The following is a 14,769-nucleotide window of genomic DNA, read 5'->3' as shown; positions in this document are numbered from 1 at the left end:
AGAAAACCATCACCGCGGGACCGGTCTTTCGCCACGATCCGTCGTAACTATATCAATGGCGATCACGAAGGTTGTTATTGCCTGACCCGGTAATGGCGATCATGATGGCCGGGGGCCATAGAGGACGCGAATGCCAACTTTTTCTCAAAGCCTTGAACAATCGTTGCACCGTGCATTGGCGATCGCGAACGAGCGTCACCATCAGTACGCGACGCTGGAACATCTGCTGTTGTCGCTGATCGACGACTCGGATGCGGCGGCGGTGATGCGGGCCTGCAGCGTTGATCTCGACAAGCTCAGGACCAGCCTCGTCAACTATCTCGAGACCGAATTCGAAAACCTGGTGACGGACGGCGCCGATGATGCGAAGCCGACCGCCGGGTTCCAGCGCGTGATCCAGCGCGCGGTGATTCACGTCCAGTCGTCCGGTCGCGAGGAAGTGACCGGCGCCAATGTCCTGATCGCGATCTTCGCCGAGCGCGAGAGCCACGCCGCGTATTTCCTGCAGGAGCAGGACATGACGCGCTACGACGCCGTGAACTACATCAGCCACGGCATCGCCAAGCGGCCCGGCGTCTCCGAGGCGCGGCCGGTGCGCGGCGTAGACGAGGAGACCGAGACCAAGGGCAACGAGGACTCCAAGAAGAAGGGCGAGGCGCTCGAGACCTATTGCGTCAACCTCAACAAGAAGGCGCGCGACGGCAAGATCGATCCGGTGATCGGGCGCAATGCCGAGATCAACCGTGCGATCCAGGTGCTGTGCCGCCGCCAGAAGAACAACCCGCTGTTCGTCGGTGAAGCCGGCGTCGGCAAGACCGCGATCGCCGAAGGCCTCGCCAAGCGCATCGTCGACAGCGACGTGCCGGAGGTGCTGGCGGCCGCGACCGTGTTCTCGCTCGACATGGGCACGCTGCTCGCGGGCACCCGCTACCGCGGCGATTTCGAGGAGCGGTTGAAGCAGGTCCTGAAGGAACTGGAGGCGCATCCGAACGCCATCCTGTTCATCGACGAGATTCACACTGTGATCGGCGCCGGCGCCACTTCCGGCGGCGCGATGGATGCGTCCAATCTGCTGAAGCCGGCATTGGCTTCGGGCACGATCCGCTGCATGGGCTCGACCACCTACAAGGAATACCGTCAGCACTTCGAGAAGGACCGCGCGCTGGTGCGGCGCTTCCAGAAGATCGACGTCAACGAGCCGACGGTGGAAGACGCCATTGCGATCCTTAAGGGCCTGAAGCCCTATTTCGAGGATTACCATCGGCTGAAATACACCAATGAGGCGATCGAGGCGGCGGTGCAGCTGTCGTCGCGCTACATCCACGACCGCAAGCTGCCCGACAAGGCGATCGACGTGATCGACGAGTCCGGCGCGGCGCAGATGCTGGTCGCCGAGAGCAAGCGCAAGAAGACGATCGGCATCAAGGAGATCGAGACCACGATCGCGACCATGGCGCGGATTCCGCCGAAGAGCGTGTCGAAGGACGATGCCGAGGTGTTGAAGCATCTCGAGCAGACCCTGAAGCGCACGGTGTTCGGCCAGGACAAGGCGATCGAGTCGCTGGCAGCGTCGATCAAGCTGGCGCGAGCCGGCTTGCGCGAGCCGGAGAAGCCGATCGGCAGCTATCTGTTCTCGGGTCCGACCGGCGTCGGCAAGACCGAGGTGGCCAAGCAACTCGCCGCGTCGCTTGGTGTCGAGCTGCTGCGCTTCGACATGTCCGAATACATGGAGCGGCACACCGTGTCGCGCCTGATCGGCGCGCCTCCCGGCTATGTCGGCTTCGACCAGGGCGGCCTGCTCACCGATGGCGTGGACCAGCATCCGCATTGCGTCGTGCTGCTCGACGAGATCGAGAAGGCGCATCCGGATCTGTACAACGTGTTGCTGCAGATCATGGACCACGGCCGGCTCACCGACCACAACGGCAAGCAGGTCAACTTCCGCAACGTGATCCTGATCATGACCACGAATGCGGGCGCGGCCGATCTTGCGCGGCAGGCCTTCGGCTTCACCCGCTCGAAGCGGGAAGGCGACGACCACGAGGCGATCAACCGGCAGTTCGCGCCGGAGTTCCGCAACCGGCTGGACGCGATCGTGTCCTTCGCTCACCTCAATGCCGAGGTGATCGGCATGGTGGTCGAGAAGTTCGTGCTGCAGCTCGAGGCGCAACTCGCCGACCGCGACGTTACGATCGAGCTGTCCGAGCCCGCCAAGGCCTGGCTGATCGAGCACGGCTATGACGAGCAGATGGGCGCGCGTCCGATGGCGCGCATCATCCAGGAGCACATCAAGAAGCCACTCGCGGATGAAGTGCTGTTCGGCCACCTCAAGGGCGGCGGACATGTCCGCGTCGTGCTGGTCAAGGACGAGGCTGCTGCCAAGGACAAGATCGGCTTCGAATATGTCGAGGGCCCGGTCACGCCGAAGCCCGAGAACCTGCCGCCGCGCAAGCGCAAGCCGCCGAAGGGTGGTCCGAACAACGGTGGCGGAGGCGGCACCAAGGGGCCGGCCTCCAAGGGGCCGATGGTCAAGGCCTGAGGCGAAAGCAGGTGATCAAATGAAAAAGGGCCGGCTGAACAGCCGGCCTTTTTGTTTGCGCCGTCGAGTCTTACGTCACGTGCAGCCTCACTCCCCCTTCAATCGCTGCCCCTCCTGGACCCGTACTCGCTCGGCGCCGCGGCTGCCGGCGGAGGACAGCCTGAGCGTGCTGAGCACGGCGCCGACGACGGCAAAGCCGACGCCGACCATCAGCGAGATCCTTGTGCCGTCGGCCGGATAGCGCGCCAGCAGCATCGCCACCAGCGCGGCACCGATGGTCTGTCCGAGCAGGCGCGCGGTGCCCAGCATGCCGCTGGCGCCGCCGGAGCGCTCGCGCGGCGCGGCGGCGATCATGGTGCGGTTGTTCGGGGTCTGGAACAGGCCGAAGCCGACGCCGGCGAGCGCCATGCGCCAGATCACGTCGATCGGCGCTGCGTTGGCCGGCATCAGCGCCAGCGAGCCCAGTCCGGTCGCGAAGATCAGCAGGCCGATGCCGCCGAGCAGGCCGGCCGGGTAGCGCTCGACCAGCCATCCCGCGAGCGGGGCGGCGAACGCGACCGCGATCGGCCACGGCGTGATCAACAGGCCGATCTGCACCGCCGAATATCCGAAATGGTTTTCGAGGTAGAACGGCATCGCGACGAAGGCCAGCATCTGGCCGCAGAACGAGGCGATCGAGGTGCCGATCGACAGCGCGAAGATCGGAATCCGCAGCAGGTCGACCGGCAGCAGCGGCGAGGGCAGATGCTGCTGGCGCCGGTACAGCAGATGCGAGGCGACCGCGGCGACCGCGAACTCCAAGGCGCAGACATACAGCGCCTCGCCATGGCCGGCGCTGTCGATTGCGCTGATGCCGAACCCGAATGCAATGGCGCTCATCGCTGCGCTCAGCCAGTCGAAGGCGTGAACCGCGGGCCTGGTGTGCGGCAGGAAGCGCCAGCCCAGCGCCAGCGTCACGACGCCGAGCGGGACGTTGATGGCGAACAGATAGGGCCAGGTCCCGACCGCCAGGATGAACGAGGCGATGGTCGGGCCGACCGCGGCCGAGATCGCGACGACCAGCGCATTGACGCCGATGCCGCGGCCGAGCTGCGAATGCGGATAGATGAAGCGGACGAGAGCGGTGTTGACGCTAAGGATGCCGGCGGCGCCGAACCCCTGCAGGATGCGGGCGATCGTCAGCAGCGGCAGCGTATGCGACAGCGCGCAGAACAGCGACGCCAGCGTGAACAGCAGCAGCCCCGCCAGATAGACGCGGCGATAGCCGATGATCTCGCCGAGCGAGGCCAGCGGCAGCAGCGAGATCGTGATCGCCAGCTGATAGCCGTTGACGATCCAGATCGAGAATGCCGGGCTGGCGTTGAGATCCCGGGCAATGGTCGGCAGCGCGACATTGGCGATCGAGCCGTCGACGACGGCCATCACGAGGCCCAGCGCGATCGTGAGAATGGCCCAATTGCGCTGCGGCTGCGGCAGCCCGTCGGGATGCTCAATAATCGCGGACGACATGTCGTGAGGTTGCTCTCGGTTCCAGCTTGGCGGGCTTACCGGATGCTGGATTAACCTGACCTTTGCAACCCCCGAAATGTCCGCCCCGGGTGCACCGAAACGAGGCTGGGGAACGCCAAGAAGCTCAGCCTCGATGTTAGCCTTGATTGTTAGTCTCTATTTGTTAGCCTTGGCCGAGCAGTTCCTTGATGCGCCGCTGCAGCTGCCGCTTCTTGATCTCGCTGCGGCGGACCCGCTCGTCGAGATCGCTTACCGGGTTGTCCGAGGTCATGATCCGGAAGGCGAGGCCGACCTTGTTGGCCTGGCGCCAGATCAGGCGCGCCAGGAACGAGCGGCCCTTGCGCGCGACGTTCAGATTCATCTCCTCGGGCAGGCGTGCGGCATCGCCAAATTCGACGCAGGCGCCACGTTCGCTGATGTTGCGGACGACGCAATCCATCGTCGAGCCGCGTTCATTGATCTCCGCAACCGCACCGTAAAACACCTTGTCGCGTGGGCTCTGGCGCCGGTCCTGCATGGGAAATCCTCCTCAAATGAACGGCACAACTGTACCGGTCCGGACCTGCGAAAAGAAGGGTACGAACGGAACCCGTTGCAGTTAGTGTAAATTGTTTGCATCCGTGAAGGCTTGGATTCCCGGCTATTTTGCGCCGCAAAGCGCCGCCGGAGCCTTGTCCTGACGGGTTCTCTTAACGCGAACCGGTACCCATCCCGCGTCAGGTGCGGCACAGGCTTCGCTCGACAACACTTCAGTTCGGCAGCCGGCTGTGCCGCCACTCGCGCGGCGACAGGCCGTAATGGTCGCGGAACACGCGGCCGAAATGCGAGAGGTCGTTAAAGCCCCAGGCGAACGCGATCTCGCTGATGTGGCGATGCGCGTGTGCCGGCGAGGCGAGGTCGCGCTTGCAGCGCTCCAGCCGCTCTGCCAGCACGAAGCGCTGGAACGAGGTGTCCTCGTCGGCGAGCAGGCTGTTGACGTAGCGCGGCGAGATGCCGAGCGCCGCGGCGGTTTCGGTGAGGCCGAGCTCGGGGTTCGGCAGATGCGCGAGCACATGCGCCTTCAGCCGATAGAGCAGGGCGGAGCGGTGGGTCGAGGCCGGCAGCGCGGCGCCGCCGACGCGCTCGCTGATCGCCATCGCGAGCAGGTCCGCGGCCTGATCGGCGAGGCGGATCGCGCTGTCCGGATCAAGCCTGTCGGCGATATCGGCGAGCCCCGAGATGAACTGCCAGGCGAGCCGCTGCACCGGGCGATCGGACGTGAATGTCGTCGCCGTCAGACCCTGGGTGCCGGCAAAGCGCCGGTGCAGCATTGCGCGGGGCACCTGGAAGATGCTCTGCGTGAAGTCGTCGTTGAAGCGCAGCTCATAGGGCCGCGTGGTGTCGTAGAATGCGAACTCGCCGGGCTGGATCACGGTCTCGCGGCCGTCCTGCACCACGCCGCCCGAGCCGCTGCGGCCGAGCGCGAACAGAACGAAGTCCTCGCTGGCGCGCGCGATCCGCGACGGTGTGCGCAGCACCCGCTGCCGGCTCGACGAAACGACCGAACACTTCGCCGGCCCCAGTTGCGTGCTGGTGATGGCGCCATGGAAGGCGGTGCCGAGGTCGGACTTGCAGTCGAGCTGCACGAACACGTCGCAGACGATGTCTTGCCAGAGCGCCAGGCGCCGATGCGTGGGCGCGGTGTCCGTGGTGAACAGGGCCGGCATGATTTCCTCCCTTCACGAGTGCAAACGCTGGCCACGCAAACAAAGCAAGCTTCGTACCGGTGACGGCCGGGGGAATCTCCTCCGCAGTCGAATTTTCCTTCCGTTCTGGTCGAACGGCAGGCCCGGTCCCGAGGCAGCATGATGTCAGAGCCCGCTAGGGCCGATCAAGACCGAACCGGCCGGAGCGGCCGGCTGCGAGGAGGACATCATGGGTATCGAACATCCGAAATATCGCGTTGCGGTGGTGCAGGCCGCGCCGGCCTGGCTCGACCTCGACGCCTCCATCGCCAAGAGCATCGCGCTGATCGAGGAGGCAGCCGCCAAGGGGGCCAAACTGATCGCGTTCCCCGAGGCGTTCATCCCCGGCTATCCCTGGTACATCTGGCTGGACTCGCCGGCCTGGGCGATCGGGCGCGGTTTCGTGCAGCGCTATTTCGACAACTCCCTGTCCTACGATAGTCCGCAGGCGGAGAAGTTGCGCCTTGCGGTGAAGAAGGCCGGCATGACCGCGGTGCTCGGCCTGTCCGAGCGCGAGGGCGGCAGCCTCTACCTCGCGCAATGGCTGATCGGACCTGACGGCGAGACCATCGCGAAGCGGCGCAAGCTGCGGCCGACCCACGCCGAGCGCACCGTCTACGGCGAGGGCGACGGCAGCGACCTTGCGGTGCACGACCGCCCCGGCATCGGCCGCCTCGGCGCGCTGTGCTGCTGGGAGCATCTGCAGCCGCTGTCGAAATACGCGATGTATGCCCAGAACGAGCAGGTGCATGTGGCGGCCTGGCCGAGCTTCTCGCTGTACGATCCGTTCGCGCCGGCGCTCGGCTGGGAGGTCAACAACGCGGCCTCACGCGTCTATGCCGTCGAGGGCTCGTGCTTCGTGCTGGCGCCCTGTGCCACGGTCTCGCAGTCCATGATCGACGAGATGTGCGACCGCGAGGACAAGCACGCGCTGCTGCATGTCGGCGGCGGACACGCCGCGATCTATGGGCCCGACGGCAGCTCGATCGCCGAGAAGCTGCCGCCCGATCAGGAGGGGCTGCTGTTCGCCGATATCGATCTCGGCGCGATCGGGATTGCCAAGAATGCCGCCGATCCGGCCGGGCATTATTCGCGGCCCGACGTCACGCGCCTGCTGCTGAACAAGAAGCCCTCAAAGCGCGTCGAGCATTTCGCGCTGCCGCTCGACAGCTTCGAGGAGATCGACGCGGCCGCGAGCTGAACGCGTCAGGGCAACATCCAACCGGAGGTGACTGTCATGGAATCCGCGATTCCTCCTCATTTGCAGACGGCGCGCTCCCGCCATCGCCGTGTGCCTGACGACTATGCGCCGCCATATCCGTCCTTCGTCGCGCGCCACAAGCCCGCGGTCGCAAGCGTGATCATGGCCTATTTCGGCGTGCAGTTTCGCGGCGAGCCGACGGCCGCCGCGACCGGGGCGCTGGCGCAAATCGCAAGGCGCTTTGCCGCGGAGAATGGCCCGACCCATTGGGATCGCGCGCAATATGTCGACCAGGCCGGATTCACCAATGTCGTCTCGGTCGCCTATTGGGACGATGCCGGGCGTTTCGACGCCTGGTTCGGCGGTGCGCGCGAGGCCTGGACCGGCAGCGGCGCCAGCGATGGCGTCGGCCGTTTCATCGAGGTGCTGCGGCCGCAAGTTGCGCGCTACGAGACGCTGTTCTCGTCGCTCGGCCGCCCGGAGGGCGTCGCGGTTCTTGCCGATGGCATGAGCGGCGAGGTGCAGGAGCACGCCTATTGGGGCGGCATGCGCGACCGCATCCCGCTGTCGCAGACCGACGCGATGACGCCCGGTGGCGAGCCGCGCGTCATCCGCGACGGCGCGCGGATCCGCGTGGTCGCGCATGACAATCTCTGCCTGATCCGCTCCGGACAGGACTGGAGCGACACCGAGGCCTCCGAACGCAAGATGTATCTCGACGACGTCGAGCCGGTGCTGCGCGAGGGCATGGATTTCCTGCGCGACGACGGCGTGCCGATCGGCTGCTACGCCAACCGCTACATGCGTGTCGTCGATGCGGATGGAAGAGTGATGGAAAAGTCCTACGGCCAGAGCTGGTGGAAGAGCCTCGCTGCGTTGGAGCGCTGGGCGGAATCGCATCCGACCCATGTCCGGATCTTCGGCGCGGCGATGAAGTATCTGTCCACGTTGGGGCCGTCAGCGAAGCTCAGGCTGTATCACGAGGTCACGGTCGCCGCTGCCGACGAGCAGTTCTTCGAATATCTCGGCTGCCACGACCGCACGGGCATGCTCGGCGCGGTGCAGGTCACGGAAGCGCAGCCCGCCTGACGTTCGACTTGCTCGGATCGCCCGAGCGCTGGCCGCGTTGGAAGTGCATTCCCTCCCCCGCAAGCGGGAGAGGTGCAGCGAGTTTGCCGCGGGACCGATCCACACTGCCGTGACTACGGCCGTAGCCGGCCGCCATGCGCGGTGATGGCCTGCGCCAATTCGACGGCCGGGCCGCGCCTGGTCCGGCGCGCGGTGCGGACCACGAACTCGACGCTGCCGAGCGGCGGCAGGCCTGCCGCCGGCATCGCCTCCAACCCGTCTGGGATCAAGCCTTGCGCCTGCGGCGTGATGCCGAGGCCGGCAAGAGCCGCGGCGCGCAGGCCGCTGAGGCTGCCGCTGGAGCAGACGATGCGCCATGGCCGCCCGAACCGCTCCATCGCCTCCAGCACCACGCTGCGGCTGACGCTCGGCGGCGCGTAGAGGATCAGCGGCAATGGCTGCTCGGGATCGAGCCGCATGCCCGGCGCGCCAGTCCACACCAGGCGGTCCTGCCACACCAGCTGTCCCAGCGCGTCGCCGGGCCGCCGCTTGCCGAGCACGAGGTCGAGCTCGCCGGCGTCGAGCTGCTGGTACAGCACGGCGCTGAGACCGATCGTCAGCTCGAGATCAACCTGCGGATGGCGGCGGACGAAATCGCGCAAAAGATCTGGCAGGCGGGAGCTGGCAAAATCCTCGGCGGCGCCGAACCGAACCTTTCCGCGTACCTGCGACCCCGCGAAGTAGTCGCGGGCGCGCGCATTGGCCTCGAGGATCGGGCGCGCGAAGCCGGTCATCGCCTCGCCGTCGGCGGTGAGCGCCACCGAATGGGTGTCGCGCACGAACAGCCGACGGCCGGCGGCGGCTTCCAGCTTGCGGATGTGCTGGCTGACCGTCGACTGCTTCAGGCCGAGGCGGCGACCGGCCTCGGTGAAGTTCTGGGTCTGCACCACGGTGAGGAAGGTCTCTAACTGGGCGGGGTCGAGCATGGCGGGTCCGTCATTACGTAATGTAATGACAATAACAGCGGTAAGTGCGGTTCACAATTGGCCTGAGAGGCGCCACCTTCCGATCAAGGAAAGGAACCTGCCATGACCATCAGCCGCCTGCGATCACTCGTACCCGTCGACCCCTATATCGCTGCCATCGTCGGCATGGTCGGGCTTGCCACGCTGCTGGCGCTGCACGGGCAGGGCACCGTGATCGGCGGCTACGCCACCGACGCTGCGATCGCGCTGCTGTTCTTCCTGCACGGCGCCCGGCTGTCGACCACGGAGGCGCTGGTCGGCGCCCGGCACTGGAAGCTGCATCTCGTGATCTTCCTCTCGACCTTCGGTTTGTTCCCGCTGCTTGGGCTCGCTGCCCATGCGCTGGCGCCGCATCTGCTGACGCCGGCGCTGTGGGCGGGCGTGATCCTGATCTGCATCCTGCCGTCGACCGTGCAGTCCTCGGTCGCCTTCACCTCGATCGCGCATGGCAATGTGTCGGCGGCGCTGTGCTCGGCGACCGCCTCCAATCTGCTCGGCATCGTCGCGACGCCGCTGCTGGCGGGCGTGCTGCTCTCCAGCCATGGCGGGTTCTCCGGCAATGCCGCGCTCGACATCGTCGTGCAGTTGCTGCTGCCGTTCGTGGCGGGGCAATTGTCGCGGCCGCTGATCGGAAGCTGGGTCGCGCGGCACCATGCGATGCTCGGCCTGGTCGATCGAGGCTCGATCCTCCTGATTGTCTACACCGCGTTCAGCGACGGCGTCAGCCACGGCATCTGGCACCAGGTCAATGCGACGCAGATGGCCATCGTGCTCGGCCTCGATGCACTGCTGCTCGCGGTCGTGCTGCTGATCACCAATTTCGGCAGCCAGCTGCTCGGGTTCTCGCGCGCCGACCGCATCGCCATCATGTTCTGCGGCTCGAAGAAGAGCCTGGCGAGCGGATTGCCGATGGCGAGCGTGCTGCTTGCAGGGCAGTCGGTCGGGCTGATCGTGCTGCCGCTGATGCTGTTTCACCAGATCCAGCTGATGACATGTGCGGCGCTGGCGCGGCGTTATGCGGGGGCTGAGGAAGGGACGTCACGTGATGCCGTCCCTGTGCACGCGTAGGCGTTTCACCACCAGTGTCGTCCCCCGGCTTGACCGGGGGACCCAGTACGCCGCGGCTTCTCCGTCTTCACAAACGTCTCTGGAGTACTGGATCGCCCGGTCGAGCCGGGCGATGACACCGTTAGCTTAGTGAGCGTGGACGCAACGCCCGGCGCTACGCGACGCGCAGGCCCTTGGCGATTTCCTTCTGCGCGTCGAACTCACGACGCAGCCGTGCCAGCTCCTCGGCGCTCAGCGCCTCGGCATTGCTGTAGTCGCGCTTCCAGGACGCATCCGCGTTCCAGCGCAGCGGCGATTGCACGGTGGTCTGCGGGCCGGGCGCAGACTCCAGCACGCGCAGCGCGAGCTCCAGCGTTAAGGCCTGTGAGGCCTCGTCATGTGGCTTGCCGGCCGAATTGCCGAGCGGGAAATCGGAGAACAGGAAGCGCGGCACCGCAGCGTGCTCGACGATGTCCTTGGCGCAGCCCATCACGACGGTCGGGATGCCGTTGGCTTCGAGATGCCGCGCCACCAGGCTGACGGTCTGGTGGCAGACCGGGCAGTTCGGCACCAGCACCGCGGCGTCGACCTTGTCGTCGCGGCAGCGCTTGAGGATTTCGGGCGCGTCGGTCTCGATGGTGACGCGGTGGCTGCGGTTGGTCGGAGCGCCGAAGAAGCGCGGGGCGACTTCGCCGATCGTGCCTGCCGCGGCGAGGCGCTTGAGCTGCGCCAGCGGGAACCAGGTGCCGCTGTCGGTCGCCGTGGTGTGGGTGCGGTCATAGGCGATGTGCGAAATTCGCAGATCGTGCTGCTGCGACGTATCGCCGTCGTAGACAGAATAGAATTTTGCCCCGCCGTTGTATTTCGCGCCCGGACCCTGGTCGCCGCGGGCAGGATCGAACGGCGCCGCCGTCGTGATGATGGCGACGCGGGACTGGCTCAGCGGCTTCGTCAACGGCTGGAACGGGGCCGAAGTGTAGTGCGCCCAGCGGTAGGGGGTGGTGTAGCCGATCGCCGCATAATAATCGCGGGTCCGCTTCATGTAGCCGATCGGGGCGTCGTCGTCGGGGGCAAAGCCGAGTTGATCGTCCGTAGCTGCGGCCATTTTGCGCTCCCTTTTGCGCGCCATCATTTCAGTCCATAGCTAGACCACGAGCTTGCGGTGTCAAGCCGCGCTGCGCGGGAACAGATTTGCGATGCGAACAGGTCGTTGCGCCGCATTGGTTCTGCTTTTGACGCTGGTGCCGCCGATCGGCGCCGGCGCGGAGGACGCGCCTGCCGCAGCCCCGGCGCCCGGCGCCGAGCAGCCCGCAGCGCCGCCTGCGGACAAGCCGGCTGCGCCCGCCGAAAAGCCCGCTGAGGTGCCGGCCGAGGCGCCTGCGCCGCCGCCGGCAGGGCAGGTCGCTCCATCGGCGGAGAAACCTGCGACGCCTCCGGTGGAGCCGCCCGCGACGTCCGCCGAGAAACCTGCGGCCACAGCCGACAAGCCGGCGGATGACGCGCGCGAGAGCGACACCCGCGAGGCGATGTGCCTGATGATCGAATCGGCGGCGCGGGCCAACGATCTACCGCTCGAATTCTTCGCGCGCGTGATCTGGCAGGAGAGCCGCTTCCAGGCCGATGCGATCGGTCCGATCACCCGCAACGGCCAGCGTGCGCAGGGCATCGCGCAGTTCATGCCGGGCACCGCAAACGAGCGCGGGGTGCTCGATCCGTTCAATCCCGTCCAGGCGCTGCCGAAGTCGGCCGAATTTTTGAGCGAGCTGCGCAACCAGTTCGGCAATCTCGGCCTTGCAGCGGCCGCCTATAACGCCGGTCCGCGCCGGATCCAGGACTGGCTCGCCGGCACCGGCTATATGCCGCAGGAGACGCGCAACTATGTCTCGGCGATCACCGGCTCCAGCGTCGACGACTGGGCTGCCGCCGCTCGTAACAACGGCAAGATGCGGGCGCGTCCGCCGACCAAGAGTTGCCGCGAGCTGATGGCGCTGTTGAAGCGTGCGCCCAACCCGTTCGTGGCCGGGCTCGAGCAGCACATCACGCTGTCGGCGGCCAAGGTGTGGGGCGTACAGCTCGCCGCCGGCTTCAGCCGCGACAAGGCGCTTGCGATGTATGCCCGCGCCATGAAGCGGCTGTCCGCGGTGATCGGCGATCAGGATCCGAGCCTGCTCGGCTCGCGGCTGCGCAGCCGCGGCAGCGCGACGTTCTACCAGGTGCGCATCGGCGCCGACACTCGCCCCGAGGCCGACGGCCTGTGCAACCGCATCCGCAAGGCGGGCGGAGCATGCTTCGTGCTGAAGAACCGGGCGTGAGGCACGGACCTCTCCACGTCATTGCGAGGAGCGAAGCGACGAAGCAATCCATCTGTCCGTGCAAGCAGAGCAATGGATTGCTTCGCTCCGCTCGCAATAACGAGTGGGGTTATCGCCGCTGCATACCCGCCCTGTGCAGCCGCTTGCTTGACCCGTTGAGCACCGCGCCCTAAGCCGCCGCCATTGCAAAACCATCCGGTTCACCGTGGCGCTTCCTCCGCTCGATTCCCCGCAATGGCAGACCTCGTTCCGCGCCTTCCTGTGGGGCGCGCGGTCGATCGGCGCGACCGTGCTGACGCTGGTGCTGTTTGCCACCTATCTCGGGATCGGCGCGCTGGCGCATGATAGCGGCTTCTCGTTGGGCTGGACCCTGGCGAGCACGGCGTTCGTCTGGGCGGGGCCCGCGCAGATCATCGTGATCACGACGCTCGGCTCCGGCGCCACCGTGCTGCAATCGGCGATCGCGGTCACCGTGAGTGCGATCAGGCTGTTTCCGATGGTGGTCTCGGTGTTGCCGCTGATGCGCACCGAACAGACCAAGCGGCGGCATCTGATCCTGGTGGCGCATCTTACCGCCGTGACGTTGTGGGTCGAATGCTACCGCTTCCTGCCGCAGGTGCCGCGCAACCGCCGGATCGCCTTCATCCATGGGCTCGGCTTGGGGCTGGTCTCGGTTTGCCTGATCGCGAACACGATCGGCTATATGCTCGCCGCCAACCTCACGCCGCTGCTCGCCGCCGGCATGCTGATGCTGACACCGCTCGCCTTCCTGTTCTCGACCGCGCGCAACTGCCGCGAGTTCGCCGACGTCATCGCGCTGGTGCTTGGGCTATTGCTGTTCCCGCTGGCCGCGCTGCTCAACAGCGGCGTCGACATCCTGGTCAGCGGCGTCGTCGCGGGAACCATCGCCTATGGCGTGCATCGCGCGCGGGCCGGCACGGTGAGGGCGCGGGCATGAGCACCTTCATCGGCGACTGGCACGCGCTTGCGATCCTGTTCGTGGCGGGCGTCATCCCCAATCAGATCTGGCGTATGCTCGGCCTCTGGTTCGGCGGCGGCATCGACGAGAACTCTGAACTGCTGGTCTGGGTGAGGGCGGTCGCCACCGCGATCCTCGCCGGGATCATCGCGCAGATCGTGGTGCAGCCGCCGGGCGCGCTCGCCGGCGTGCCGGACTGGCTGCGTTACGGCGCCGTCGCCGCCGGCTTCGTCGCGTTCATGCTGGCGCGAAAATCGATCTTCGCCGGCGTGATCGTCGGCGAAGTCGTGATGATCGCGGGCAAATACTGGCTCGGCTGATTGCGGCCACCGCATTATCCGCTAGTCTCGTTTCCCAAGAACAAGACAACGGGGAAACGGCATGCAGCGGCGCGTATCATCGCACTTCATTGTTGCTCTGACGGTGTTGCTGGTGGCGGCGCTGCCGGCGCGCGCCGCAGACTATCCGATGCGTCCGATCAAGCTGGTGGTGCCCTATGCCGCAGGCGGACCGACCGACGTGCTCGGCCGCCTCGTCGGCGAATATCTCGGGCGCGATCTCAAGCAGGTGGTCGTGGTCGAGAACAAGGCCGGCGCGCAGGGCGCGATCGGCGCCGAGGCGGTGGCGCGCTCCGATCCCGACGGCTACACGCTGTTCGTGACGGCCGCCTCGATCTTCGTGCTCAATCCGCTGCTCTACAAGAAGCTGCCCTACGATCCCGCCAGGGATTTCCGCCTGCTGTCGGTCATCACCGATGCGCCGATGATCATGGAGGTGAATCCTTCGGTGCCTGCGAAGACGGTGGCGGAGTTCGTCGCCTACGCCAAGAAGAATCCCGGCAAGCTCAATTTCGGATCGGCCGGCACCGGCGGCACGGTTCATCTCGCCGGCGAGATGTTCAAGCAGATGGCCGGCGTCGAGATGACCCACGTGCCCTACAAGGGCGCCGGACCCGCGCTGCAGGATTTGCTGTCCGGCAACATCCAGTTGATGTTCGATACGCTCGGCACCGCGCTGCCGCCGGTCAAGTCCGGCATGTTGCGTGCACTCGGCGTCAGCTCCACCGCGCGCATCCCGGATTTACCTGACCTTCCGACGATCGCCGAGAGCGGCTATCCCGATTATGCGGTCAGCGTCTGGTATGGTATTGCAGCGCCGTCGAAGGTGCCTGACGAGATCGCCGGCAAGATCAAGGCGAGCCTCGACCGGGCCTTGAACGACGAGGCGTTCCGCGCTTCGCTGGTCAAGATCGGTTTCCCGCCGCTGCGTGCGAAGAGCCAGGCCGAGATCGACAAGTTCGTGGATGCCGATCGCGCGCGATGGGCTGATGTAGTCAAGGCGCTGAACATATCGCTGGATTGAGAC

General features: G+C 66.3%; 13 protein-coding genes. 8 read left to right on the top strand and 5 right to left on the bottom strand.

Annotated elements, in window-relative coordinates; translation table 11 throughout:
- The first annotated feature begins 130 nt into the window (after nt 1-130).
- Complete coding sequence (gene clpA / locus CK489_RS31020; RefSeq protein ID WP_050630873.1) at nt 131-2,539, top strand: ATP-dependent Clp protease ATP-binding subunit ClpA; 2,409 nt, start codon at nt 131-133, stop codon at nt 2,537-2,539.
- A gap of 87 nt (nt 2,540-2,626) precedes the next feature.
- On the opposite strand, the gene CK489_RS31015 is transcribed toward clpA, so the two are convergent.
- The 3 genes from CK489_RS31015 to CK489_RS31005 form a co-directional block, all read right to left on the bottom strand.
- On the bottom strand, nt 2,627-4,048 hold the full coding sequence (locus tag CK489_RS31015) for an MFS transporter (protein WP_095734998.1): 1,422 nt from the start codon (nt 4,046-4,048) through the stop codon (nt 2,627-2,629).
- 163 nt (nt 4,049-4,211) lie between these two features.
- Complete coding sequence (locus CK489_RS31010; RefSeq protein ID WP_050630875.1) at nt 4,212-4,565, bottom strand: PilZ domain-containing protein; 354 nt, start codon at nt 4,563-4,565, stop codon at nt 4,212-4,214.
- Between the two features lie 232 nt (nt 4,566-4,797).
- Nucleotides 4,798-5,754, bottom strand: coding sequence for an AraC-like ligand-binding domain-containing protein (locus CK489_RS31005; RefSeq protein WP_050630876.1), 957 nt, complete (start codon nt 5,752-5,754; stop codon nt 4,798-4,800).
- Between the two features lie 208 nt (nt 5,755-5,962).
- On the opposite strand from CK489_RS31005, the gene CK489_RS31000 reads away from it, so the two are divergent.
- Complete coding sequence (locus CK489_RS31000) at nt 5,963-6,973, top strand: carbon-nitrogen hydrolase family protein (protein ID WP_095734997.1); 1,011 nt, start codon at nt 5,963-5,965, stop codon at nt 6,971-6,973.
- A gap of 36 nt (nt 6,974-7,009) precedes the next feature.
- Nucleotides 7,010-8,062, top strand: coding sequence for a phenylacetaldoxime dehydratase family protein (locus CK489_RS30995; RefSeq protein ID WP_095734996.1), 1,053 nt, complete (start codon nt 7,010-7,012; stop codon nt 8,060-8,062).
- 113 nt (nt 8,063-8,175) lie between these two features.
- Here the strand turns inward: CK489_RS30995 and CK489_RS30990 are convergent, their stop codons facing one another.
- Complete coding sequence (locus CK489_RS30990; protein ID WP_050630879.1) at nt 8,176-9,027, bottom strand: LysR family transcriptional regulator; 852 nt, start codon at nt 9,025-9,027, stop codon at nt 8,176-8,178.
- Between the two features lie 102 nt (nt 9,028-9,129).
- Between CK489_RS30990 and CK489_RS30985 the strand changes: the two genes are divergently transcribed.
- Nucleotides 9,130-10,134 carry a bile acid:sodium symporter family protein gene (locus CK489_RS30985; RefSeq protein ID WP_095734995.1) on the top strand — a complete coding sequence of 335 codons (1,005 nt, stop codon included), beginning with the start codon at nt 9,130-9,132 and terminating at the stop codon, nt 10,132-10,134.
- Between the two features lie 154 nt (nt 10,135-10,288).
- On the opposite strand, the gene CK489_RS30980 is transcribed toward CK489_RS30985, so the two are convergent.
- A complete protein-coding gene (locus tag CK489_RS30980) occupies nt 10,289-11,218 on the bottom strand; it encodes a glycine/sarcosine/betaine reductase selenoprotein B family protein (protein ID WP_050630881.1) in 930 nt (309 codons plus the stop codon).
- Between the two features lie 91 nt (nt 11,219-11,309).
- Here CK489_RS30980 and CK489_RS30975 point away from each other — a divergent pair, with 91 nt between their 5' ends.
- The 4 genes from CK489_RS30975 to CK489_RS30960 all read left to right on the top strand — a co-directional run bounded on the left by CK489_RS30975 (nt 11,310) and on the right by CK489_RS30960 (nt 14,766).
- Nucleotides 11,310-12,425 (top strand): lytic transglycosylase domain-containing protein, encoded by a 1,116-nt coding sequence (locus tag CK489_RS30975; RefSeq protein ID WP_245350557.1) that lies wholly within the window; start codon nt 11,310-11,312, stop codon nt 12,423-12,425.
- Between the two features lie 205 nt (nt 12,426-12,630).
- Complete coding sequence (locus CK489_RS30970; protein ID WP_050627473.1) at nt 12,631-13,383, top strand: AzlC family ABC transporter permease; 753 nt, start codon at nt 12,631-12,633, stop codon at nt 13,381-13,383.
- Nucleotides 13,380-13,724, top strand: a complete 345-nt coding sequence (locus CK489_RS30965; protein ID WP_050627472.1) for an AzlD domain-containing protein — start codon at nt 13,380-13,382, stop codon at nt 13,722-13,724. Before CK489_RS30970 ends, CK489_RS30965 begins: the two co-directional genes overlap by 4 nt.
- A gap of 61 nt (nt 13,725-13,785) precedes the next feature.
- Complete coding sequence (locus CK489_RS30960; protein ID WP_063781809.1) at nt 13,786-14,766, top strand: Bug family tripartite tricarboxylate transporter substrate binding protein; 981 nt, start codon at nt 13,786-13,788, stop codon at nt 14,764-14,766.
- The last annotated feature ends 3 nt before the right edge of the window (nt 14,767-14,769 follow it).

Source organism: Bradyrhizobium sp. UFLA03-84, from assembly GCF_002289535.1.
GTDB lineage: Bacteria > Pseudomonadota > Alphaproteobacteria > Rhizobiales > Xanthobacteraceae > Bradyrhizobium > Bradyrhizobium viridifuturi.
The sequence above is the reverse complement of the archived record's forward strand: the minus strand, read 5'-3'. Positions and strand labels throughout refer to the sequence as shown.

Coding starts and splice junctions, on each gene's coding strand:
- clpA (WP_050630873.1), top strand. CDS start 131: ATGCCAACTTTTTCTCAAAGCCTTGAACAATCGTTGCACCGTGCATTG.
- CK489_RS31015 (WP_095734998.1), bottom strand. CDS start 4,048: ATGTCGTCCGCGATTATTGAGCATCCCGACGGGCTGCCGCAGCCGCAG.
- CK489_RS31010 (WP_050630875.1), bottom strand. CDS start 4,565: ATGCAGGACCGGCGCCAGAGCCCACGCGACAAGGTGTTTTACGGTGCG.
- CK489_RS31005 (WP_050630876.1), bottom strand. CDS start 5,754: ATGCCGGCCCTGTTCACCACGGACACCGCGCCCACGCATCGGCGCCTG.
- CK489_RS31000 (WP_095734997.1), top strand. CDS start 5,963: ATGGGTATCGAACATCCGAAATATCGCGTTGCGGTGGTGCAGGCCGCG.
- CK489_RS30995 (WP_095734996.1), top strand. CDS start 7,010: ATGGAATCCGCGATTCCTCCTCATTTGCAGACGGCGCGCTCCCGCCAT.
- CK489_RS30990 (WP_050630879.1), bottom strand. CDS start 9,027: ATGCTCGACCCCGCCCAGTTAGAGACCTTCCTCACCGTGGTGCAGACC.
- CK489_RS30985 (WP_095734995.1), top strand. CDS start 9,130: ATGACCATCAGCCGCCTGCGATCACTCGTACCCGTCGACCCCTATATC.
- CK489_RS30980 (WP_050630881.1), bottom strand. CDS start 11,218: ATGGCCGCAGCTACGGACGATCAACTCGGCTTTGCCCCCGACGACGAC.
- CK489_RS30975 (WP_245350557.1), top strand. CDS start 11,310: ATGCGAACAGGTCGTTGCGCCGCATTGGTTCTGCTTTTGACGCTGGTG.
- CK489_RS30965 (WP_050627472.1), top strand. CDS start 13,380: ATGAGCACCTTCATCGGCGACTGGCACGCGCTTGCGATCCTGTTCGTG.
- CK489_RS30960 (WP_063781809.1), top strand. CDS start 13,786: ATGCAGCGGCGCGTATCATCGCACTTCATTGTTGCTCTGACGGTGTTG.